Annotated in this window: 17 protein-coding genes; 11 read left to right on the forward strand and 6 right to left on the reverse strand. The window is 72.1% G+C overall.

Annotated elements, in window-relative coordinates:
• The first annotated feature begins 38 nt into the window (after window positions 1–38).
• The 3 genes from cofD (at window position 39) to ACZ619_RS19315 (ending at window position 3504) form a co-directional block, all read left to right on the forward strand.
• Window positions 39–998: a 2-phospho-L-lactate transferase gene (cofD, locus tag ACZ619_RS19305; protein WP_469600133.1), complete on the forward strand. Its 960-nt coding sequence runs from the start codon at window positions 39–41 to the stop codon at window positions 996–998.
• Window positions 995–2347 (forward strand): coenzyme F420-0:L-glutamate ligase, encoded by a 1353-nt coding sequence (locus ACZ619_RS19310; RefSeq protein WP_469600135.1) that lies wholly within the window; start codon window positions 995–997, stop codon window positions 2345–2347. Before cofD ends, ACZ619_RS19310 begins: the two co-directional genes overlap by 4 nt.
• Window positions 2348–2490: 143 nt before the next feature.
• A complete protein-coding gene (locus ACZ619_RS19315) occupies window positions 2491–3504 on the forward strand; it encodes a DNA-3-methyladenine glycosylase family protein (RefSeq protein WP_469600137.1) in 1014 nt (337 codons plus the stop codon).
• Between the two features lie 355 nt (window positions 3505–3859).
• Here ACZ619_RS19315 and manB read toward each other — a convergent pair whose 3' ends face one another.
• Together manB and ACZ619_RS19325 are read right to left on the reverse strand one after the other, a co-directional pair.
• On the reverse strand, window positions 3860–4942 hold the full coding sequence (gene manB, locus ACZ619_RS19320; RefSeq protein WP_469600139.1) for a mannose-1-phosphate guanylyltransferase: 1083 nt from the start codon (window positions 4940–4942) through the stop codon (window positions 3860–3862).
• A gap of 162 nt (window positions 4943–5104) precedes the next feature.
• Complete coding sequence (locus ACZ619_RS19325; RefSeq protein WP_469600141.1) at window positions 5105–6496, reverse strand: peptidoglycan recognition protein family protein; 1392 nt, start codon at window positions 6494–6496, stop codon at window positions 5105–5107.
• A gap of 111 nt (window positions 6497–6607) precedes the next feature.
• Here ACZ619_RS19325 and ACZ619_RS19330 point away from each other — a divergent pair, with 111 nt between their 5' ends.
• The 5 genes from ACZ619_RS19330 (at window position 6608) to ACZ619_RS19350 (ending at window position 14230) form a co-directional block, all read left to right on the forward strand.
• On the forward strand, window positions 6608–7363 hold the full coding sequence (locus ACZ619_RS19330) for a TIGR03089 family protein (RefSeq protein ID WP_469600142.1): 756 nt from the start codon (window positions 6608–6610) through the stop codon (window positions 7361–7363).
• A gap of 133 nt (window positions 7364–7496) precedes the next feature.
• Complete coding sequence (locus ACZ619_RS19335; protein ID WP_469600144.1) at window positions 7497–8627, forward strand: LCP family protein; 1131 nt, start codon at window positions 7497–7499, stop codon at window positions 8625–8627.
• A gap of 242 nt (window positions 8628–8869) precedes the next feature.
• Window positions 8870–10612: an LCP family protein gene (locus ACZ619_RS19340; RefSeq protein ID WP_469600146.1), complete on the forward strand. Its 1743-nt coding sequence runs from the start codon at window positions 8870–8872 to the stop codon at window positions 10610–10612.
• A 193-nt stretch (window positions 10613–10805) separates the two neighbouring features.
• Entirely contained in the window at window positions 10806–12446 is a 1641-nt protein-coding gene (locus ACZ619_RS19345; protein ID WP_469600148.1) for an LCP family protein, read from the forward strand.
• Window positions 12447–12673: 227 nt separating this feature from the next.
• Window positions 12674–14230 carry an LCP family protein gene (locus ACZ619_RS19350; protein ID WP_469600602.1) on the forward strand — a complete coding sequence of 519 codons (1557 nt, stop codon included), beginning with the start codon at window positions 12674–12676 and terminating at the stop codon, window positions 14228–14230.
• Between the two features lie 37 nt (window positions 14231–14267).
• Here ACZ619_RS19350 and ACZ619_RS19355 read toward each other — a convergent pair whose 3' ends face one another.
• The gene (locus ACZ619_RS19355; RefSeq protein ID WP_469600150.1) at window positions 14268–15302 is read right to left on the reverse strand and encodes a glycosyltransferase family 2 protein; all 1035 of its coding nucleotides are present in this window, start codon (window positions 15300–15302) and stop codon (window positions 14268–14270) included.
• A gap of 127 nt (window positions 15303–15429) precedes the next feature.
• Between ACZ619_RS19355 and ACZ619_RS19360 the strand changes: the two genes are divergently transcribed.
• Window positions 15430–16986 (forward strand): LCP family protein, encoded by a 1557-nt coding sequence (locus tag ACZ619_RS19360; RefSeq protein WP_469600151.1) that lies wholly within the window; start codon window positions 15430–15432, stop codon window positions 16984–16986.
• 151 nt (window positions 16987–17137) lie between these two features.
• Here ACZ619_RS19360 and ACZ619_RS19365 read toward each other — a convergent pair whose 3' ends face one another.
• On the reverse strand, window positions 17138–17713 hold the full coding sequence (locus ACZ619_RS19365) for an acyl-CoA thioesterase (protein WP_469600153.1): 576 nt from the start codon (window positions 17711–17713) through the stop codon (window positions 17138–17140).
• 92 nt (window positions 17714–17805) lie between these two features.
• Here ACZ619_RS19365 and ACZ619_RS19370 point away from each other — a divergent pair, with 92 nt between their 5' ends.
• A complete protein-coding gene (locus tag ACZ619_RS19370; protein WP_469600155.1) occupies window positions 17806–19074 on the forward strand; it encodes an LCP family protein in 1269 nt (422 codons plus the stop codon).
• A 73-nt stretch (window positions 19075–19147) separates the two neighbouring features.
• Here the strand turns inward: ACZ619_RS19370 and ACZ619_RS19375 are convergent, their stop codons facing one another.
• A complete protein-coding gene (locus ACZ619_RS19375; protein WP_469600157.1) occupies window positions 19148–19513 on the reverse strand; it encodes a four-helix bundle copper-binding protein in 366 nt (121 codons plus the stop codon).
• A 141-nt stretch (window positions 19514–19654) separates the two neighbouring features.
• Entirely contained in the window at window positions 19655–20812 is a 1158-nt protein-coding gene (locus tag ACZ619_RS19380; protein WP_469600159.1) for an acyl-CoA dehydrogenase, read from the reverse strand.
• A 177-nt stretch (window positions 20813–20989) separates the two neighbouring features.
• Between ACZ619_RS19380 and ACZ619_RS19385 the strand changes: the two genes are divergently transcribed.
• Complete coding sequence (locus ACZ619_RS19385) at window positions 20990–22333, forward strand: UDP-glucose dehydrogenase family protein (protein WP_469600161.1); 1344 nt, start codon at window positions 20990–20992, stop codon at window positions 22331–22333.
• Window positions 22334–22412 lie beyond the last annotated feature (79 nt).

The raw sequence follows: 22412 nt of genomic DNA on the forward strand, positions 1-22412 counted from the left end.
CGTGCCGCGTTGTCGGACCCGCCTGCGAGACTTGGCGCATGCGCATTGTGGTTCTGGCAGGCGGTATCGGCGGTGCCCGGTTCCTGCGCGGTCTGAAGCGGGCCGTGCCGGACGCCGACGTGACCGTCATCGGCAACACCGGGGACGACATCCACCTCTTCGGGCTGAAGGTCTGCCCGGACCTCGACACGGTGATGTACACCCTCGGCGGCGGCATCAACGAGGAGCAGGGCTGGGGGCGTACCGACGAGACCTTCCACCTCAAGGAGGAGCTCGCCGCCTACGGGGTGGGGCCGGACTGGTTCGGGCTCGGCGACCGGGACTTCGCGACGCACATCGTGCGCACGCAGATGCTGGGCGCCGGATATCCGCTGAGCGCGGTGACCGAGGCGCTGTGCGACCGGTGGAAGCCGGGCGTGAGGCTGATCCCGATGACCGACGACCGGGTCGAGACGCATGTGGCCGTCGAGGTCGACGGCGAGCGCAAGGCCGTGCACTTCCAGGAGTACTGGGTGCGGCTGCGGGCGTCGGTGCCCGCCGAGGCCGTCGTCCCGGTCGGCGCCGAGCAGTCCGAGCCGGCGCCCGGTGTGCTGGAGGCCGTCGCCGCGGCGGACGTGATCCTCTTCCCGCCGTCCAACCCGGTGGTCTCCGTCGGCACGATCCTCGCGGTGCCCGGCATCCGGGAGGCGATCGCCGGTGCCGGGGTGCCGGTGGTGGGCCTCTCCCCCATCGTCGGGGACGCGCCGGTGCGCGGGATGGCCGACAAGGTGCTCGCGGCGGTCGGGGTGGAGTCCACGGCGGCGGCGGTCGCCGAGCACTACGGCTCGGGGCTGCTGGACGGCTGGCTGGTGGACACCGTGGACGCGGGCAGCGTGGCGCGGGTCGAGACGGCCGGCATCCGCTGCCGGGCCGTGCCGCTGATGATGACCGACCTGGACGCGACGGCGCAGATGGCCCGGGAGGCGCTGGCGCTGGCCGAGGAGGTGCGCGGGGCATGACCGACGCGACCGACGCCGTCGGCACCACCGGTCCGTCCGGCGACGCGCTGCCCGGGTACCGGGTGTGGGCGCCGGCCGGGATCCCCGAGGTCCAGCAGGGCGACGACCTGGCGAAGCTGATCGCCGCGGCCGAGCCGGGGCTGGCCGACGGCGACGTGGTGATCGTCACCTCCAAGATCGTGTCCAAGGCCGAGGGCCGGATCGTCGAGGCCGCCGACCGGGAGGCCGCGATCGACGCGGAGACCGTGCGGGTGGTGGCCCGGCGCGGGACGCTGCGGATCGTGGAGAACCGGCAGGGTCTGGTCATGGCGGCGGCGGGCGTGGACGCCTCCAACACCCCGGCCGGGACCGTGCTGTTGCTCCCCGAGGACCCGGACGCGTCGGCGCGCGCGGTCCGCGCGGGGCTGCGGGACGTCCTCGGCGTCAACGTCGGGGTCGTCGTCACCGACACCTTCGGGCGACCCTGGCGCTCGGGGCTCACGGACGTCACCATCGGCGCCGCCGGAGTGCGGGTCCTGGACGACCTGCGCGGGGGCGTGGACGCGTACGGCAACCCGCTCGTCGCGACGGTCGTCGCCACCGCCGACGAACTGGCCGCCGCCGGCGACCTGGTCAAGGGCAAGGCGACGGGGATGCCGGTCGCCGTGGTCCGCGGGCTCGCGCACGTCGTCACCGAGGAGGGCGACGCGGGCGGCGACGCGCGGGCCCTCGTCCGGGACGCGGGCAGCGACATGTTCCGCCTCGGCACGTCCGAGGCGGTCCGGGAGGCGGTGACGCTGCGGCGGACGGTGCGGGCGTTCACCGGCGAGCCCGTCGACCCCGGAGCGGTACGGCGGGCGGTCGCCGCGGCCGTGACCGCGCCGGCGCCGCACCACACGACGCCGTGGCGGTTCGTGCTGCTGGAGTCGCCCGAGGCGCGGGTCCGGCTGCTGGACGCGATGCGGGAGGCGTGGATCGCCGACCTGCGCAGGGACGGCAGGTCGGAGGAGTCCGTCGCGAAGCGGGTGCGGCGCGGGGACGTGCTGCGCGACGCGCCGTATCTCGTCGTGCCCTGCCTGGTGACGGACGGGGCCCACACGTACGGGGACGCCCGGCGGGACGCCGCCGAGCGGGAGATGTTCGTGGTCGCGGCGGGGGCCGGGGTGCAGAACCTCCTGGTCGCCCTCGCCGGGGAGCAGCTGGGATCGGCGTGGGTCTCCTCGACGATGTTCTGCCGGGACGTCGTACGGGAGGTGCTGGGGCTGCCCCGGGAGTGGGATCCGATGGGGGCGGTCGCCGTGGGGAAGGCCGCGCAGGCGCCGCGGCAGAGACCGGCGCGGGAGGTCGGGGACTTCATCGAGGTGCGGTGACCCGTCCGCGCCCTCGGACGGGGGCGTCCCGGTACGTCGGCGCGTGCGGATCGTGGGGGTCGTGCGGGTCGTGGAGGTCGTGGGGGTCCACCGCGTGGTTCCCCGCGCCGCTGCCGGGGCGCCCGAGGCCTAGGATCTCTTGAGTGGCTGGTCGTTTCGCTCCTCGGCCCACGCGCGCGACCGTGCGGGGTGGGCAGGTCGTCGTGCCCGCGGCCGGTGTTCCGCGGCAGGCGGTCGTGCCCGGGCGGGTACGGGTCTGGAAGCCGACCGGGGCGCTCGATCTCGGGCTCGTGCTCGGGCCGTTGCGCCGGGGCCCCGGGGACCCGACGTTCCGCGCGACGCGGGACGGCACGGTGTGGCGGGCCAGTCTCACCCCCGCCGGACCGGGAACGCTGCGGATCGCCGCGTACGGCGGTGAGGTGCGCGGGGAGGCGTGGGGGCCCGGGGCCGGGTGGCTCCTCGATCAGCTGCCGGAGATGCTCGGCTCGGCCGACGACCCCTCCCTGTTCGTGCCCAGGCACCGGGTGGTGGCCTCGGCCCGGCACCGGCGGCCGGGGCTGCGGCTGACGCGGACCGGGCTGGTGCTGGAGTCGCTGATCCCCTCGGTCCTGGAGCAGAAGGTCACGACCGACGAGGCGTACCGGGCCTGGCGGTCACTGGTGCGCAGGTTCGGCGAGCGGGCGCCCGGTCCGGCCGGGGTGGGCGAGCGGCCGATGTGGGTGATGCCGGCGCCGCGGACCTGGGCGCTGATCCCGTCCTGGGAGTGGCACAGGGCCGGGGTCGACGACAAGCGGGCCGCGACGATCCTGCGCGCGGTGCGGGTCGCGGCGCGGCTGGAGCAGGCGGCGGGGATGCCGGCGCAGGACGCGCGGGCCCGGCTGGAGGTGGTGCCGGGCGTGGGGCCGTGGACGTCCGCGGAGACCGTGCAGCGCAGCCACGGGGCGGCGGACGCGGTGACGGTCGGGGACCTGCATCTGCCGGGGATCGTGGGCTGGGCGCTGGCCGGGGACCGGGACGCCGACGACGAGGCGATGCTGCGGTTGCTGGAGCCGTACGCGGGCCAGCGGCACCGGGCGGCGCGGCTGATCCTGCTGAGCGGGAACACGCCGGCGAGAAGGGCCCCGAAGATGCCGCGCGGCGACATCGGCCGACTGTGAGGCGAGGGGCCGGCGAGCACGACCCGGCAGCCCCGCGAACTGCCCCACGAGCAGCCCCATAAGAAACCCGGGAAACCACCCACGCAACCCCGCAAGGAACCCGGGAAACCACCCGCGCAGCCCCATAAGGAACCCGGGAAACTGCGCGAGCGGCCCCGTAAGGGGCGCGGGGAACTGCGCGAGCGGCCCCCACGCACCCGCGGCCGGACGACCACCGCACGGCCTCTCCTGACAGCGACCACCGCACGGCCCTCCCCTGGTTCGGAGACGGTCCGGAAACGGTCCGGGGAGAACCGGCCCTGCCGGTCCGGGGAGAACCGGCCCCTGCCGGTCCGGGGAGGAGGAGAGCCAGCCCCTACTGGTCCGAGGAGAACCGCACCGCCCCCGCCGGGATCGTCGCGTCGCACCACACCCGCGCGCCGTCCCGCAGCTCGTTGTCGGCGCCGACGAACGCGCCGTCGCCGATCACCGTGCCCGTGAGGACCGAGCGTTCGCCGACGCGGGCCCGGTTGCCGATGAGGGAGTCGGTGATGACCGCGCCGGGTTCGATCACGGCGCCCGGCAGGATCGTCGAGCCGAACACCCGTACCCCCTCCGCCACGAACGCTCCCTCGCCCACCACCGTGCCGCCCGTCAGCTTCGCGTCGGCCGCCACCCGTGCCGTGGGCAGGATCAGCCGGTCCCCGCAGCGGCCGGGCACCGCCGGGGAGGGCGCGCGGCCGAGGACGAGGTCCGCCGAGCCGCGGACGAAGGCCGCGGGCGTGCCCAGGTCCAGCCAGTAGGTGGAGTCGACCATGCCCTGGAGGTGGGCGCCGGCCGACAGGAGCTGCGGGAAGGTCTCCCGTTCCACCGACACCGGGCGGCCCGCCGGGATCGTGTCGATGACCGAGCGGCGGAAGACGTACGCCCCCGCGTTGATCTGGTCGGTGACGATCTCCTCGGGGGTCTGCGGCTTCTCCAGGAAGGCCAGGACGCGGCCCGTCCCGTCGGTGGGGACCAGGCCGTAGGCGCGCGGGTCCGTCACCTTCGTCAGATGGAGTGAGACGTCCGCGCCGGTCGACTCGTGCGTCGACACCAGCGCGCGGATGTCCAGGCCGGTCAGGATGTCCCCGTTGAAGATCAGGACCGGGTCGTCGGGTCCGGAGCGCAGCCGGGCGGCGACGTTGCGGATGGCGCCGCCGGTGCCGAGGGGCTCCTCCTCGGTGACGTACTCGATGTGCAGGCCCAGGGCCGCGCCGTCCCCGAAGTACGGTTCGAAGACCTCCGCCAGGTAGCTCGTCGCGAGGATGATGTGGTCCACGCCCGCCGCTCTGGCTCTGGCCAGCTGGTGCGTCAGGAAGGGGACGCCGGCCGCCGGGACCATCGGCTTGGGTGTGTGGACCGTGAGCGGGCGCAGCCGGGTGCCTTTGCCGCCGACCAGGAGGATCGCTTCTGTCACCTGTCGTCTCTGCTTCCTGCCGGGACCGGCCGAACTCTCTGTCGGCCGGCCAGTGTATGCAGACCGTGCGACGGCGCCCTCGACGGCCGCGCGGAGGCGCGCGGCATCGGTGTGCGGTTTTCCCCCGACTGTCCCCGACGGCGTTGAACGCGGGCCCCGCGCTCAGCGCCCCTGGAGGTGCGCGGAGCTGGTCCGGGCCGAGCCGAGTCTGGCGTAGAGCTTCTTGCCCGGGCACTCGGTGGCGAACCCGTCCCTATGGCCGGAGATCACGTTCAGTCGTACGTTCTTCCCCTTTGGGTAGAGATTGCCACCGCCGGACTTCAGATATGTCTTCCCCTTGGGATCGGCCCCGAAGAGGCCGAGCTTCCACGCGGTGAGTCTGGCGACGGCCGTCACCGCCGCGGCGGACGGTTTGGCGGAGGCGTATGTGCCGATCACCGCGATGCCCATGCTGTCGGTGTTGAACCCGAGGGTGTGGGCGCCCTTGACGGCCTTCGCCACTCCCCCGGCGCGGCCCTCGTAGATGGTTCCGCACTTGTCGACGAGGAAGTTGTAGCCGATGTCCCGCCAGCCCATGCTCACCACGTGGTAGCGGTAGATACTGCGGATGACGGACGGGGCCTCGGAGCAGCGGTAGCCGTTGCCGGAGGCGCTGTGGTGGACGAACGCCGCCTTGACCTTGGCGGAGTAGACGAAGCCCTTCTCGCGCAGTGACTCGTCGGCACCCCAGCCGCGGCGCGTGACGATCTTCGGGCGCGGTCCGATGTACGGCTTGGTGCGCGGGGCCTGGTCGCCGCTCAGCTCCAGCAGTTCGCGCTCGGTGTCCGCGCGGTCCAGGGCCGGGATCTCGGTGCTGCCGTAGGACACGAGGTCGGTGTTGGCGGCGGCGGCCGCGTCGGTCCCGGTGCCGGTGCCGGTGCGCGGGCCGTCGGCCGGTGAGCCCGCGGGCGGGGCCTGGTCGCCGGGGTCGACGAGTTCGACGCGGAGTCCGGCCGGGAGCAGGTCGCGTCCGTCGGCGGGGTGGCCGGCGCGCCGGACGGGCTCGCTGTCGGCCTCGGCGCGCACCCGGACGTCCACGGCGTCCGAGTCGCCGACCCACAGCGGGGCGGTGGCCCCGCGCACCCGGCCCGAGCGGGCCTCGGCCGTGCCGGGGTCGGCGCCGTGGTCGGCGTTGTGGGTCTCGACGTCCTGCCAGCCGGACCAGGCGCCGGTGACGGCGGACCGGGTGCGGACCTGGACCTGCCCGCGCAGTTCGGTTCCGGGGTTGTCCCAGATAACGCCGACGAGGGAGAAGTGCCCCACGTCGGTGCGGTACAGGCCCTGTTCGGGCGCCCGGCCGAGGGTGCGCTCACGGGTGCGGGGGACGAGGGGCAGGGAGCGGGTGCTGCCGGAGAGGGCCGCCGCGGGCCGGCCGGTGGTCGTGGTGGTCCGCTCCGCCGGTACGGCGGCTGCGGACGGCACGGTCAGCGCGGCCGGCGAGAGGGTGAGGGCCGCCGCGCAGGTGACGCCGATCGAGGAAGTCAGGAATCCACGCATGCCCCTGATCTTGAACATAGTCAGACATATCTGTCCATACGGCTTCTGATGGCCCGTCGGGAGCGGTTGCGCCGAACCGGTGGGGCCGCCGGGCGGTGCGGGCGGCGGGCGCGGCGTACGCTTGCGCGGGTGAACGCCACCGATCGCACCCCCGCCGACCTGCTGCGTTCCGCGCTCGCCGCGGATCCCGGACGCCCCCTGGTGACCTTCTACGACGACGCCACGGGCGAACGCGTCGAACTGTCCGTCGCCACCTTCGCCAATTGGGTGGCCAAGACGGCGAACCTGCTCCAGTCCGACCTGAACGCGGAGCCGGGCGACCGGGTGGCCCTGCTGCTGCCCGCGCACTGGCAGACGGCGGTGTGGCTGCTGGCCTGTTCGTCGGTGGGGGTGGTCGCGGACGTGGCCGGGAACCCGGCGGCGGCGGACGTCGTCGTCAGCGGTCCGGACACCCTGGAGGCGGCCCGGGCCTGCCGGGGCGAGCGGGTGGCCCTCGCGCTGCGGCCGCTCGGCGGGCGGTTCCCGAAGCCGCCGGAGGGCTTCGCCGACTACGCCGTGGAGGTGCCGAGCCAGGGGGACCGGTTCGCGCCGTTCTCGCCCGTGGACCCGGACGAACCCGCGCTGATCGTGGCCGGGGCGGAGCTGAGCGGGGCCGAGGTGGTGGAGCGGGCGCTCGGGGACGCGGCGGGGCTGGACCTGACCGGGCCCGGTTCGCGGCTGCTGTCCGGGCTGGGGTACGACACGTGGGACGGGCTGAGCGCGGGGCTGTACGCGCCGCTGGCCGTCGGCGGGTCGGTGGTCCTGTGCCGCAACCTGGGCGAGCTGGGCGAGGAAGGGATCGCCAAGCGGATCGAGAGCGAGCGGGTCACCGCCTCGGCGCGGTGAGGCCGGCGGACGCCCGCGGCCGCGCGGGGGCCTGCCGCACGGCCTCCCGCGCCCCGGCGGGACACGTCCGTCCGCTCACCCGTTCGCAGTAGTTGCCACCGCCCCCGGCCGCCGCCGCGGGCACTGTGGAGTGGTGACCGACGTCGTAGGGGCATCCGCCACCGGGGACGGGCTCGCCCGGCGGCGCCTGCGCTGGACACGGGGTACGGCGCTCGGGACCGGCGTCCTGCCGGCCGCGGCGCTCGGCGGCGGCTGGGCCCTGTACGCCGCGCTCAGCCGCAACATCACCGCCGACGAGGCGGCCGCCGCCGAACTCGCCCGCTACGAGCGGGAGCGGCCCGCCGCGCTGGTGCGGGGCGCGCAGAACATCCTGGTCATCGGGTCGGACAGCCGCGCCGGGGACGGCAACCGCCGCTACGGCAAGGACACCGGCACCGCGCGGTCCGACACCACGATCCTGCTGCGCCCGGCCGCCGACCGGCGCAGCGCCACCGCCGTCTCGCTGCCCCGGGACCTGATGGTGCACGTGCCCGGGTGCCGGCGCGGTGACGGGAGCCGCGGCGAGCCGTCGTTCACGCCGCTCGGCACGGCCTTCGCGGTGGGGGGTTCGGCCTGCACCATCCCTACCGTCGAGAAGCTCACGGACATCCGGATCGACCACCATGCCGTCGTCGACTTCGACGGGTTCAAGAACATGGTCGACGCCGTGGACGGGGTGCGGGTGTGCCTGGCGGAGCCCATCGACGACAAGGCGGCCAGGCTGCGGCTGCCGGCCGGGCGGGTCACCCTCGACGGGGAGCGGGCGCTCGGGTACGTGCGGGCGCGCAAGTCGCTCGGGGACGGCAGCGACACCGACCGGATGGACCGGCAGCAGCGGTTCCTGGGGGCGCTCGTCGACAAGGTGCGGGGCACCGGCGTACTGCTGAACCCGGCGAAGCTCTATCCGCTGCTGGACGCGGCGACCTCCTCGCTCACCACCGATCCGGAACTGGCCGGCCTGCGGGGCCTGTACCAACTCGTACGCGGGCTGCGGGACATCCCCACGGAACATGTCCGGTTCCTCACCGTTCCGAGGGAGGTGTACGTGTACGACTCCGATCGTGACCAGCTCGTGGAGGGGAAGGCGGCCGTGCTCTTCGCGCTGCTGCGCGCCGACAGACCCGTGAAGGTCGCCGGGGACAAAGGGAAGAACGTTCCCTCACCCGAGAACTCGCGGGCGCCGACGTTTCGCGGTAACACCGCCGCCGAGGACAGTTGCGCGTAAAGCATGCGCCAAGGCGGCGAACTTGTGTTCCGTACAATGTCAGTTAAATGAGAGGGATTGCCCGCTTGTAGGGAGAGGGAATTTGTCACCGGCGTCACTTGACGCCGAACCGGCCGGATAGTGTGAGCGCTCCGGTGCACCCGGCCACGAGGTCTGTCCTGGGGCCGCGCACTGCGAAACGTGACCGAGCGCCTTGATGGGGGGAAGGCGCCGCGTGGCCCCGACGGAGGATTCGGACAACCGTGGACGCGCAAGGCCGTGGGCGGGCGGACAACATCGATCCCGCAGACCAGTGGGTGCTCAATCCGAACACCGGTGAATACGAACTGCGACTGACTCCTTCCGCACCGCGATCGCAGCAGCAGGCGCCGCCGCAGTCGCAGTCGGCGGTTCCCGGACCCCGCAGACCGACGTCCGCCCGCGCCGCCGGGAGCGCCGCGCGGGAGACGGCGAGCGGCGAGGTGCCGGGGCAGCGCAGGCGCCGGAGCGAGCCCGAGCAGCCGCCCGGGCGCCGCTCGCGGCGGCCGGTGAAGCAGAAGTCGAAGGGCAAGAAGATCCTGCTGTGGACCGGCGGGGCGATGGCCTTCGTGCTCGTCGCCGCGTCGGCCGCGGGCTATCTGTACATCAAGCACCTCAACGACAACATCACGTCCGTCTCCGACGACGGCGCGAGCACCGGTGGGTTCAGCAAGGACAAGGCGATCAACCTGCTGATCATCGGCACCGACAAGCGCACCGGCAAGGGCAACGAGGGCTACGGCGACACCGGCAGCGTCGGGCACGCCGACACCAACATCCTGCTGCACATCTCCAAGGACCGCTCCAACGCGACCGCGCTCAGCATCCCGCGCGACCTGATCGTGGACGTCCCGGACTGCCCGACGGAGCAGTCCGACGGCAGCACGAAGGTCATCGCGGGCTCGACCGACGTCCGCTTCAACACCAGCCTCGGCCAGGACGGCCGTACGCCCAGCTGCACCGTGCGCACGGTGACCGAGCTGACCGGGATCACCCCGGACAACTTCATGGTCGCCGACTTCAACGCGGTCAAGACGCTGACCGACGCGGTCGGCGGGGTCGAGGTGTGCCTCGCCAAGGACATCGACGACTCCGACTCGCACCTGAAGCTGTCCAAGGGCACCCACAACATCTCCGGCGAGACCGCGCTGGCGTTCGTCCGCACCCGGCACTCGGTCGGCTTCGGCGGCGACCTGAGCCGGATCCAGCTCCAGCAGCAGTTCCTGAGCGCCCTGATGCGCAAGCTCAGCTCCAACTCGACGCTGACCAGCCCGACGAAGCTGCTGAAGCTGGCCGAGGTCGGCACCAAGGCGCTCACCGTCGACTCCCAGCTGGACAGCATCTACAAGCTGAAGGACCTGGGTCTGGAGCTCGGCAAGCTCAACCCGAAGAACCTGACCTTCACCACCGTCCCGGTGCTGGACAACCCGGCGGAGAAGGTGAAGGCGACCGTCGTCCTCAACGAGTCGAAGGCCCCCGCCGTCTTCCAGGCGATCAAGGGGGACGTCTCCTTCACCGCCATCAAGAAGAAGAAGGCGAAGGCCAGCAAGGACGCGGCGGCCGCGCGTCTGGAGGGCACCAAGGCGGCGGCCTCCGAGGTGCGGGTGCGGATCCTCAACGGCGGCGCCGCGGCGGGCAGCGCCCAGGAGACGCTGAGCTGGCTGCAGAACGACGAGGGCGTCCTCAAGTCGGAGAACGCAGGCAACGCGCCCGCCGAACTCAGCAAGACCACCCTGGAGTACGCCCCGGACCAGGCCGCCCAGGCCCGCCGGCTGGCGGCGATCATGGGGCTGTCGGGTTCGGCGCTGAAGCCGGGCAAGAGCGTCACCAACTCGCAGGGACTGCCCGCGATGACCCTGACCCTGGGCAAGGACTTCCAGGGGGCGGGGGTCTCCCTCACCACTCCGACAAAGGCGCCGGAAGTGGACAGCAAGACCACGGCGGACAAGGTGACGTGCGCCAAGTAGTGACGAACGGGCGCCCGGTGGCACGCAGTTGTCGCCGGGTGACACCAAGTAGCACCGAATAAGCAGGTAACCCTCTGGGTCCGTCATGCGTCTAACCGGGCGCGGGGCGGACCCGTGTGGTCCGTGGGGCGTCCGACGGGGGGCGCGACGGCGGGCTCGTGTGCGCAGGGCGCAGGGTGGGGAGGGCGGGAAGTTGACGCAGAGCGATGTGCGAGGGGAGGTGCCCGCGGCCGGGGACACGGAGTCCCCGGAGCCGAAGGCACCGCGGACGCCGGGCGGTTCCGGCACGGGGGGTCGCGGGCCCGGGGCGGACAGCGGCCGGCGGGGGCGCGGCCGGCGCGCGCTGCGGTGGTCGGCGGCCACGCTGGCGGTGGTGGTCCTCGCCACGGCCGGCGCCGGTTACCTCTACTACCGGCACCTGAACGGCAACATCCACAAGGGCCAGCGCAGCAGCGGCGACTCCAAGGCCCGCAAGGCGACGCCGAACTCGGCCGGACAGACGCCGATGAACATCCTGCTGATCGGCTCCGACAGCCGCAACTCCGCCGAGAACGTGAAGCTCGGCGGCAGCAGGGACAACGCCGGCAACCCGCCGCTCGGCGACGTGCAGATGCTGATCCACCTGTCGGCGGACCGCAAGAGCGCGGCGATGGTGAGCATCCCCCGGGACACCCGCGTCGACATTCCCCAGTGCACGGACCCGGACACCGGCAAGGTGTACCCGGCGACCAACGCCATCATCAACGAGTCGCTGGCCCGCGGCGGCGCCGGCTGCACGCTGGCCACCTGGGAGAACCTCACCGGCGTCTACATCGACCACTGGATGACGATCGACTTCGCCGGCGTGGTGAAGATGGCGGACGCCATCGGCGGGGTCGAGGTGTGCGTCAAGCAGAACGTGTGGGACCACCCGACGGCGGCGGTGCCCGGCGGCTCCGGGCTGAAGCTGAAGGCCGGCACCACGAAGGTCAAGGGCAAGCAGGCCCTCCAGTGGCTGCGCACCCGGCACGCCTGGGGCAGCGACCTGATGCGCGCCCGCGCCCAGCACATGTACCTCAACTCGATGATCCGTACGCTCAAGGGGCAGAACGTCTTCACCGACACCGCGCGGCTGACGGACCTGGCCGAGGCGGCCACCAAGTCGCTGTCGGTGTCCGAGGAGATCGGCACCGTCAACAAGCTGTACGACCTCGCCATGGAGCTCAAGTCGGTGCCGACCGACCGCATCACCAGCGTGACGATGCCGAACGTCCCGGACCCGCAGAACTCCAACCATGTCGTCCCGGACGGCACCGACGCCGACAAGATGTGGCGGATGCTCCGCGACGACGTGGCGTTCGACAAGAACGGCGGCGCCGAGGAGGACGGGAAGAAGGCCACGGCGAGCGCGGAGCCGACCGAGGCCGCCTCCGTCTCCGCCGACCGGCTCGGGGTGCTGGTGCGCAACGCCACCGGGACCGCCACCGAGGCACCGGTCTCCGGCCGGGCCCGGGCGCTGGCCCGGCAGCTGACCGCCAAGGGCTACGCACGGGCCGCGGCGGACACCTCGTCGGCCGCGCAGTCCGTGGAGAAGACGGTCGTGCAGTACCCGAGCGCGGACCTGCGGGGCGACGCCCAGGCGGTCGCCGACTCGGTCGGCATCCCGACCGGCCAGGTGAAGCAGACCACCGACGTGTCCGGGGTCACACTGCTCGTCGGCGCCGACTGGCGGGACGGGACGACGTACCCGAAGCAGTCCGCGCCCAAGGCCGGTGACCTGCCCTCCAACGCCGACGCGATCAACGGCTCGGACACCGAGCAGTGCATGGACGTCTACGCGCCCTATCGCTGGTGAGCGTGGCCGGCGTGCCCATACAGGGTCATTACAGGCCGCACGGCCCTTCACCCACAGGTCCGCACAGGTAGGCACAGCCAACTCCTAAAAGGCTGCATGACACTGCCGCCGTGCTCAGGTGCCCGGGAGCCCCGGGCGTGGTGGCAGGTGCGAGCGGGAGGGCGGGCGACGTGGTGCACAGCGGTGTGCGGGGGGAGGTGTCCGACGTGTCCGTGGTCGAGGACACGATGTCCCTCACCCCCCAGGCGGGTGGCGGGCGGCACGACGGCGGACGGCGCGACGGGGACGCGGACAAGGACCGCAGACGGCGCAGACGCCGGGTGGTCCGCTGGTCGGCCGTGGTCCTGACGCTCGCCCTGGCCGGCACCGCCACCGCCGGGTACCTGTACTACGAGCACCTCAACGGCAACCTCAAGAAGGACACCCTGAACATCGGGGACTCCAAGGACCGGGCCACCGTGTCCAGGGCGAACGCGGCCGGGCAGACCCCGCTGAACATCCTGCTGATCGGCTCCGACGCCCGCGACACCGCCGAGAACCAGAAGCTGGGCGGCGCCAAGGACATCGGCACCGCCGCCCGCGCCGACGTCCAGATGCTGCTGCACGTGTCGGCGGACCGCACCAACATGTCGGTGGTGTCCATGCCCCGCGACACCCTGGTCTCCGTCCCCGAGTGCACCGACGCCAAGACCGGCGAGGTCTACGCGGCCACCACCGGCACGATGACCAACGCCTCCCTGGAACGCGGCGGCCCCGGCTGCACGGTGGCGACCTGGGAGAAGCTCACCGACATCCACATCGACCACTTCATGATGGTCGACTTCTCGGGCGTGGTGTCCATGGCGGACGCGATCGGCGGGGTGCCGGTGTGCGTGGACGCCGACGTCTACTCGCACACCTCCACCGGCCACGGCTCGGGCCTGAAGCTGAGGAAGGGCACCACCGCCGTCCAGGGCAAGCAGGCCCTGCAGTGGCTGCGCACCCGCTACGGCTTCGAGGACGGCAGCGACATCGCCCGTACCAAGGCCCAGCACATGTACATGAACTCGATGGTCCGCCAGCTGCGCTCCGACGCGACCCTCAGCAACCCCGACAAGCTCCTGAAACTCGCCGAGACCGCCACCGAGGCACTCACGGTCGACGACGGCCTCGGCTCGGTCACCAAGCTCTACGACCTGAGCAAGGAGCTGAAGAAGGTCCCCACCGACCGCATCACCATGACGACGATGCCGTGGGTGTACTCCTCGGACGGCAACCGCGTCCTGCCCAAGCCCACCGACGCGGACAAGCTGTGGCGGCTGGTCCGCGAGGACATCGCGCTGGACGGCAAGGACAAGAAGAAGACGGCCACCGCGGCCAAGGTCACCGACAAGGCCGCGGCCGACGACAGGATCGCCGTACAGGTGCAGAACGGCACCCGCAGCGGCGACGAGAGCGCCGTCACCGGACGGGCCGCCGCGGTCACCGGGGTACTGGTCGGCAAGGGCTTCACCAAGGCGGCCGCCGATGCCTCGGCGCTGCTGAGCGAGGACCGGACGCTGGTGCGCTACCCGAGCGCGGACCTGGCGGGCGACGCCCAGCGGGTGGCGAAGGTGCTCGGCATCCCGGGCAGCCAGGTGAAGAAGTCCACGGACGTCTCCGGGGTCACCCTGGTGGTGGGCGCCGACTGGCGCTCGGGCACCGCGTACACCGCCGACGACGACACCACCCCCGCGTCGGCGAGCGCCCTCAACGCCTCGGACACCAAGGCCTGCATGCACGTCGACCCGGACTACACCTGGTAGTCCGGGCCGTACGGCGGCCGGTGCTCGGCCGGGGGTCTCAGCCGGAGGCCGGGCCGAGCACCGCGGGCCGCCGGGACGCGATGACCCGCTTGGCCAGCGACCGGGGGCTGGTCAGGAAGCCGTACCCCCAGGTCATGTGCATGGTGGCGAGGGCGACGGGGATCCGCAGCCGCGCCTTCAGCGGCAGCCCGCGGCCGGCCGGGACGGAGCCCGCCGCTATCGCCGCGAGGTAGCCGCCCGGGACCACGAACGCGAACGGGGTGACCAGGGCGCCGACGACGATCCCGGCCGCGATCGCGCACACCGCCGTCGGCGGGGCGAGGTAGCGCAGGTTGATGGAGCCCTCGTGGTAGCGGGCGACGACGTGCCGCCAGCGGCCGTAGTCCTTGTACTGCTTGGCGAGCGCCTTCACCGAGGGCCTCGGGCGGTACGACACCCTCAGCTCCGGCGAGAACCAGATCAGCCCGCCGGCCTCGCGGATGCGGAAGTTCAGCTCCCAGTCCTGGGCGCGGATGAACTCCTCGTTGTAGCCGCCCTGTTGCTCCAGGGCCTCGCGGCGGAAGACGCCGAGGTAGACGGTCTCGGCGGGACCGGCCGCGCCGCCCGTGTGGAAGGCGGCGTTCCCGACCCCGATCTTCGAGGTCATGGCCGCGGCGACGGCGTGCTCCCAGTCGTTCTCGCCCTCGGCGTGCATGATGCCGCCGACGTTCATCGCGCCGGTCTCCTCCAGGAGCCGTACCGCGGTGGCGATGTAGTTCGGGGAGAGGATGCCGTGGCCGTCGACGCGGACCACGATCGGGTGCCGGGAGGCCTTGATCGCGGCGTTCAGCGCGGCCGGCGTACGGCCGGTCGGGTTCGGGACGGTGTGGACGCGGGAGTCTTCGGCCACGAGCTGGGCGGCGATCTCGTCCGTGCGGTCCGTGGAGGGACCGAGGGCGATGACGACCTCCATCTCGCCGGCGTACTCCTGCGCGAGGATCGCTTGGACGGCCCCGCGCAGATGCCGTTCCTCGTCGAGGACGGGCATGATCACAGAAACTGCGGGGTGCCGCACGTCGGACTTGGCGTTCATAGAGGGCTCACGTTACCGCGAACGGGGGACACGGGTGCGCGCCGCCGGGGCGAAGCGGCGGGCTGAAGGTCGTATCGGCCTACCGTCCTTACGGATCACACGTACGGCCTCGTCCGGAGGTGTCCCTTTGGCCGCCAGCCCGCCCAGGTCCCCCGCCCGGCCCGCCCGGCCGCAGCGGCGACCGCAGCCCACCCGTCAGGCCCCGCGGCCGCCGGTACGACCCACCAGGCCCCGGCGGCCGCGCTGGGCCATGCGGACGGTGACCACGCTCTCGGTGGTGGTGCTGGCGGCGGCCGGGATCGGGCACTCGGTGATGGCCGGCCTGGACGCGGGCATCGCCCGGGTCGACCCCTTCAAGGACATGAAGAACCGTCCCGCCGCGGGCCACGGCATGAACGTGCTGCTGGTCGGCACCGACGGCCGCGACCAGATCACCGAGCGGGAGCGGCGCCGGTACCGGCTGGGCGGGGCGCCCTGCCACTGCACCGACACGATCATGATCGTGCACATCTCGGCGGACCGGGAGCGGGCGACGGTGGTCAGCCTGCCGCGCGACTCCTACGCCGAGGTCCCGCCGCACGTCGACGAGACCACCGGGCAGCGGCACGGCACCCACCCCATCAAGCTGAACGCGGCCTACGCGGAGGGCGGCCCGCAGCTGACCGTCCGCACGGTCGAGGCGATGACCCATCTGAAGATCGACCACTACCTGGAGGTCGACTTCATCTCCTTCATGCGGACCGTCGACGTGCTCGGCGGGGTCCGCATCTGCACCGCGCAGCCCCTGAAGGACTCCTACACCGGCCTGAACCTCTCCCCCGGCGCTCACGACCTGGGCGGCGGCCAGGCGCTCCAGTACGTCCGCTCCCGGCACGTCGACGGCGCGAGCGACCTGGGCCGGATGAAGCGGCAGCAGAGGTTCCTGGCGGCGCTGATCGAGCGGGCGACGTCGAGCGGGGTGCTGCTGAACCCGCTCCGGTTCCGGGACGTGACGCGGGCCGTGCTGGGCTCGGTGCGGGCCGACATGGGCTTCGGCACGGACGAGCTGCTGGACCTCGGCCGGGCGATGCGGAACTTCTCGCCGTCGTCGTCCGAGTTCACCACGGTCCCGATCGGCCAGATGGCGTACGCCGTGAAGGGCATCGGCTCGACGCTGAAGTGGGACCGGGCGAAGGCCGACGCGCTGTTCGGGGCGCTGCGCGAGGACCGTCAGCTGGCGGCACCGGCTTCGGCGTCCGCTTCGGCGTCCGCTTCGGCCTCGGCTTCGGCTTCGGCTTCGGCTTCGGCTTCGGCCGGGCCGCACGGTCCGGCGCCGGTGACCGTGGAGGTGGCGCCGGACCAGATCCGCGTCCAGGTGGAGAACGGCACGGGGACGGCGGGGCTGGCGCGGCGGATGGACGCGGCGCTGACGGGGGCGGGGTTCGCGGCGAACCACCAGCCGGTGACCGCCGCCGCGCACGACGTGCGGCGGACGGTGATCTCCTTCGACCCGCGCTGGGACCGGTCGGCCCGCTCGCTGGCGGCGGCGCTGCCGGGCAGCGAGCTGCGGGCCGTGCCGGGGCTGGGGCAGACGCTGCGGGTGACGGCCGGCGCGGACTTCAGGGGCGAGGTGCGCAAGGTGCGGGCGGAGACGCCCGCGCAGGCGGACGCACCCGTGATGCGGGGCGACGAGACGACCTGCTGAAGGCCGCCGGGTTCCGGGTGCGGGTGCGCGGGGGCTGGTCGCGCAGTTCCCCGTGCCCCTGAAGGGGCGCTCACCGCAGCGGCCTGCCGCCAGGGGCGTGAGGAACGGCACGACCGGCCACGACGGGGCCGCGGCCGCTCCCGGTCCCCTCTCAGTCCCCGTAGCCCTCGGCGATGCGGCGTTCGCGCAGTTCCCTGATCTCGCGGCGGCGGGCCAGCCGGTGGGTGCGGCGGATCTGGGCCTCCTGGTAGCGACGGCGGTCCTTCTCCGTCTCCGGCACCACCGGAGGTACCCGGCGGGGCTTGCCGTCCGCGTCGACCGCCGCGAAGACGAGGTACGCGGAGCCGACCTGGGTGGCGGGGTCGGACTCGTTCCAGCGTTCGGCGAGGACCCTGACCCCGACCTCCATCGAGGTCCGGCCGGTCCAGTTGACCTGGGCCTTCACATGGACCAGGTCGCCGACGCGGACCGGTTCCAGGAACACCATCTCGTCCATGGACGCGGTGACCGCCGGACCGCCCGAGTGGCGCCCGGCCACCGCGCCCGCCGCGTCGTCGACGAGCTTCATGATCACACCGCCGTGCACCGAGCCGAGGAGGTTGGTGTCGTTGTGGGTCATGATGTGGCTGAGGGTGGTCCGGGACGCGGACGTCGGCTTGCCGGGTATGTCGAGTTCCGCCTCACCGGCCTGGTCTGTCATGGCCCCCACCTTATGCCGAAGCGACATTCGCGGAATTTGTGTCGGGTTCGCAACAGCGGTGACCTGATTTTCCGACGACCCTTGTAAGTGGCATGGCCACTGCCTGCACACTGGGGCCCATGAGCGAATGGCCCGAGGGATGGTCGGACGACAACCGCGGCAACCGGTACGGACGCGGTAGCGCGAGCGCGCAGCCTGAGGGCGCCCGCGTGATGCGCCAGGTGCGGCGCGGGGAGCCGTCGGCGCCGCCGTACGGCGGCCCGCAGCAGGGCGGCGGCTACGGCGGGGTGCCGCAGCAGCCGGGGTACGACGGCGGCGGGTACGACGACCGCGGATACGACAACGGCTACAACACCGGCCAGGTCTACGGCGGCCCCGGCGGCGGTGGTCCCGGCGGCGGCCCGCGCCCCGCGCCGAACTGGCGCAAGCGCATCAAGTGGACCGCGATCACGGTCGCGAGCGTGCTGATCGTCACGTCCGTCGCGACCTACTTCTGGGCCGACTCCAAGCTGCACCGGGACGTCGACCTGTCGAAGGTCATCGACCGTCCCGCGGCCGGCGAGGGCACCAACTACCTGATCGTCGGCTCCGACAGCCGCGCGGGCATGTCGGCCGAGGACAAGAAGAAGCTGCACACGGGTTCGGCCGAGGGACAGCGCACGGACTCCATGATGATCCTGCACGTGGGTGACAACGGCGACACGCTGATCTCCCTGCCGCGCGACTCGAACGTCACGATCCCGACGTTCCAGGGCTCCGAGTCCGGGAAGATCAAGGGCCCGCTCGGCACGAACAAGCTGAACGCCGCGTACGCGTACGACGGCCCGACGCTCCTCGTACGCACGATCGAGTACAACACCGGGTTGCGCATAGACCACTACGTGGAGATCGGCTTCGCCGGCTTCGCGAACATCGTGGACGCGGTGGGCGGTGTCACGATCGACATCGACAAGGGCTTCAAGGACAAGTACTCGGGCGCCGACTTCAAGGCCGGCGAGCAGACCCTGAACGGCGAGGAGGCCCTGGCCTTCGTCCGTACCCGGCACGCCTTCGCCACCTCCGACCTCCAGCGCACCAAGAACCAGCAGAAGTTCCTGGCGGCGCTGGCCCACCAGGTGGCCACCCCCTCGACGGTCCTCAACCCGTTCAAGCTCTACCCCACCCTCGGCGCGGGTCTGGACTCCCTCACCGTCGACAAGGACATGAGCCTGTGGGACCTGGCGTCGATGTTCTTCGCGATGAAGAACGTCAACGGCGGCGACGGAACCTCCATGAACATGCCGATCTCCGGCTCCACCGGCGGCAACCTCGTCTGGGACAAGGCCAAGGTGAAGACCCTGGTGGACGAGTTGAAGAACGACCAGAAGGTCACCGTCACCGGCAGCTAGCACCGGCCGCACGCGGTCGTACGCGGTTCAGGGGCGCCCCGGCGGGGTGCCCCTGAACCGTCTCAGGCCGGTGTCACATGGACACGCCGGCCATCGAGCGGCACATCTCGGCGCAGCGGCGACACGCCTCCGCGCAGCGCTTCATCTGCGGGTCGTCCGGCATGGTCATACACGCCTCGGCACACATGGCGCAGGCCTTGGCGCACATCGCGCACATCTCGGCCGACAGCGGCGAGCGCCGCATCATCATGTCGGCGCACATGCGGGTCATCTCGGAGCAGTCCATCAGGGCGCGCATGATCTTCATGTGGGCCTGGCCCGCGTCCATGGACATGCAGGAGCTCATGGTCTCCTCGCACATCGTGTGGGTGGCCATGCACATGTTGACGCACTCCTGCATCTGCTTGGACATGGCGGTCATGGGTCCGGTCTGGGTCATGGCTCCTCCAGCGGAGGGGGAGGGCCCCGGTCGGGCCCCGTTCGCTTTCGTTCCTAAGCCCGACCGGGCGGTAGTGCCATTCGGGACGAACGCGAAGAGGACGCCCCGAAGGACGCCCTCACCCCCGGCCCACCGGTCAGGTCACGGCAGGTTGCGGGCCATGACGATCCGCTGGACCTGGTTCGTGCCTTCATAGATTTGGGTGATTTTGGCGTCGCGCATCATGCGTTCGACCGGGTAGTCGCGGGTGTAGCCGTAGCCGCCGAGGAGTTGGACGGCGTCCGTGGTGACCTCCATGGCGACGTCGGAGGCGAAGCACTTGGCCGCGGCGCCCTGGAAGGTGAGGTCGGCGTCGACGCGCTCGGAGGCGGCCGCGGCCTGGTAGGTGAGGGCGCGGGCCGCGGCGATCTTCATGGCCATGTCGGCGAGCATGAACTGGATGCCCTGGAAGTCGGCGATCGGCTTGCCGAACTGCTTGCGCTCCTGGACGTAGCCCTTGGCGTAGTCGAGGGCGCCCTGGGCGACGCCGAGGGCCTGGGCGGCGATGGTGATGCGGGTGTGGTCGAGGGTCTTCATCGCGGTGGCGAAGCCGGTGCCCTCGTCGCCGATCATGCGGTCGGCGGGGATGCGGACGTTGTCCAGGTAGACCTCGCGGGTCGGCGAGCCCTTGATGCCGAGCTTCTTCTCCGGGGCGCCGAAGGAGACGCCCTCGTCGGCCTTCTCGACGACGAAGGCCGAGATCCCCTTGGTGCGCCTGTCCGGGTCCGTCACGGCCATCACCGTGTAGCAGTCGGAGACGCCCGCGTTGGTGATCCAGCGCTTCACGCCGTTGAGGACGTAGTGGTCGCCGTCGCGGACCGCCTTCGTCTTCATGCCGCCCGCGTCGGAGCCCGCGTCCGGCTCGGAGAGGCAGTACGAGAACATCGCGTCGCCCTTGGCGAGCGGGGTCAGGTACTTCTTCTTGAGATCCTCGCCGCCGGAGAGGATCACCGGGAGCGAGCCCAGCTTGTTCACGGCCGGGATGAGGGAGGAGGAGACGCAGCCGCGGGCCACCTCCTCGATCACGATGACGGTGGCGAGCGCGTCGGCGCCGGCCCCGCCGTACTCCTCGGGTACGTGCACCGCGTGCAGGTCGTTCGCGACGAGCGCGTCCAGCGCCTCCTGCGGGAAGCGGGCCTCCTCGTCCACCGCGGCCGCGTACGGGGCGATCTTCGCCTCGACCAGCGCGCGGACGACGTCCCGGAGCATGTCGTGCTCCTCGGACGGGCGGTACAGGTCGAAGTCAGCCGATCCGGCCAAGGTCCCTCACTCCAGACGCAGTGGTGCTGACGCTAATTACCGTTAAGTAACTCAAAGTTTAGAACGCTGCCCACGGATAGGTGACGTGAGCTTGGTGACAGCGGGAAAGTTGCCCGCGACGGGGCCCGGTTATGCTCGGGCCGCAGCCCGCACCGACGTCCCCCAGCTGGAGCATCCATGAGCCTGAAGATCACCGTGATCGGCACCGGCTACCTCGGCGCCACGCACGCCGCGGCCATGGCCGAGCTGGGCTTCGAGGTGCTCGGTCTCGATGTCGTGCCCGAGAAGATCGCGATACTGGAGCGCGGCGAGACCCCGATGTACGAGCCGGGCCTCGACGAGTTGCTGCGCCGGCACGTGGCCGGGTTCGAGGGCTCCAGCGGGCGGCTGCGCTTCACCACCGACTGGGCCGAGGTCGGCGCCTTCGGCGACGTCCACTTCGTCTGCGTGAACACCCCGCAGAAGCACGGCGAGTACGCCTGCGACATGTCGTACGTCGACTCCGCGATCGCGTCGCTGGCCCCGCACCTCACCGGGCCCGCGCTGGTCGTCGGCAAGTCGACGGTGCCGGTCGGTTCGGCGGAGCGGCTGGCCGCGTACCTCGCGGAGAACGCGCCGGCCGGGGCCGATGCCGAGCTGGCCTGGAACCCGGAGTTCCTGCGCGAGGGCTTCGCCGTCCAGGACACGCTGCACCCCGACCGGGTCGTGGTCGGCGTGCGCAGCGAGCGGGCCGAGAAGCTGCTGCGCGAGGTGTACGCGACGCCGCTGGGCGAGGGTACGCCGTTCGTGGTGACCGACTTCCCGACCGCCGAGCTGGTGAAGACCTCGGCGAACTCCTTCCTCGCCACGAAGATCTCCTTCATCAACGCGATGGCGGAGGTGTGCGAGGCCGCGGGCGGTGACGTGGTCGCGCTGGCGGAGGCGATCGGGTACGACGACCGGATCGGGAAGAAGTTCCTGCGGGCCGGGATCGGGTTCGGCGGCGGCTGCCTGCCGAAGGACATCCGCGCGTTCATGGCGCGGGCCGGTGAGCTCGGCGCCGACCAGGCGCTGACCTTCCTGCGCGAGATCGACTCCATCAACATGCGGCGCCGGGGCCAGATGGTCGAGATGGCCCGGGAGGCGCTGGGCGGGGGGTCGTTCCTCGGGAAGCGGGTCGCGGTGCTCGGCGCGACGTTCAAGCCGGACTCGGACGACGTCCGGGACTCGCCGGCGCTGAACGTCGCCGGGCAGATCCACCTCCAGGGCGGCCAGGTGACGGTGTACGACCCGAAGGGGATGGAGAACGCCCGGCGGCTGTTCCCGACGCTCGGCTACGCCGCCGGTGCCGAGGAGTGCGTGCGGGGGGCCGACGTGGTGCTGCACCTGACCGAGTGGCGGGAGTTCAGGGAGCTGGACCCGGCGGTTCTCGGCGAGGCCGCCGCGGCGAAGGTGATCCTCGACGGGCGCAACGCGCTGGACCCCGAGGCCTGGCGGCGGGCGGGATGGACGTACCGCGCGATGGGGCGGCCGACCGCCTAGGACACGTCACGGCGGGACCGCGTCGCGGCAGGACCGTGTCACGGGCGACACCGGTTCGGCCGAGGCTCAGTCGGCCGAA

The sequence above is a fragment of the Streptomyces sp. NPDC104367 genome (genome assembly GCF_055583825.1).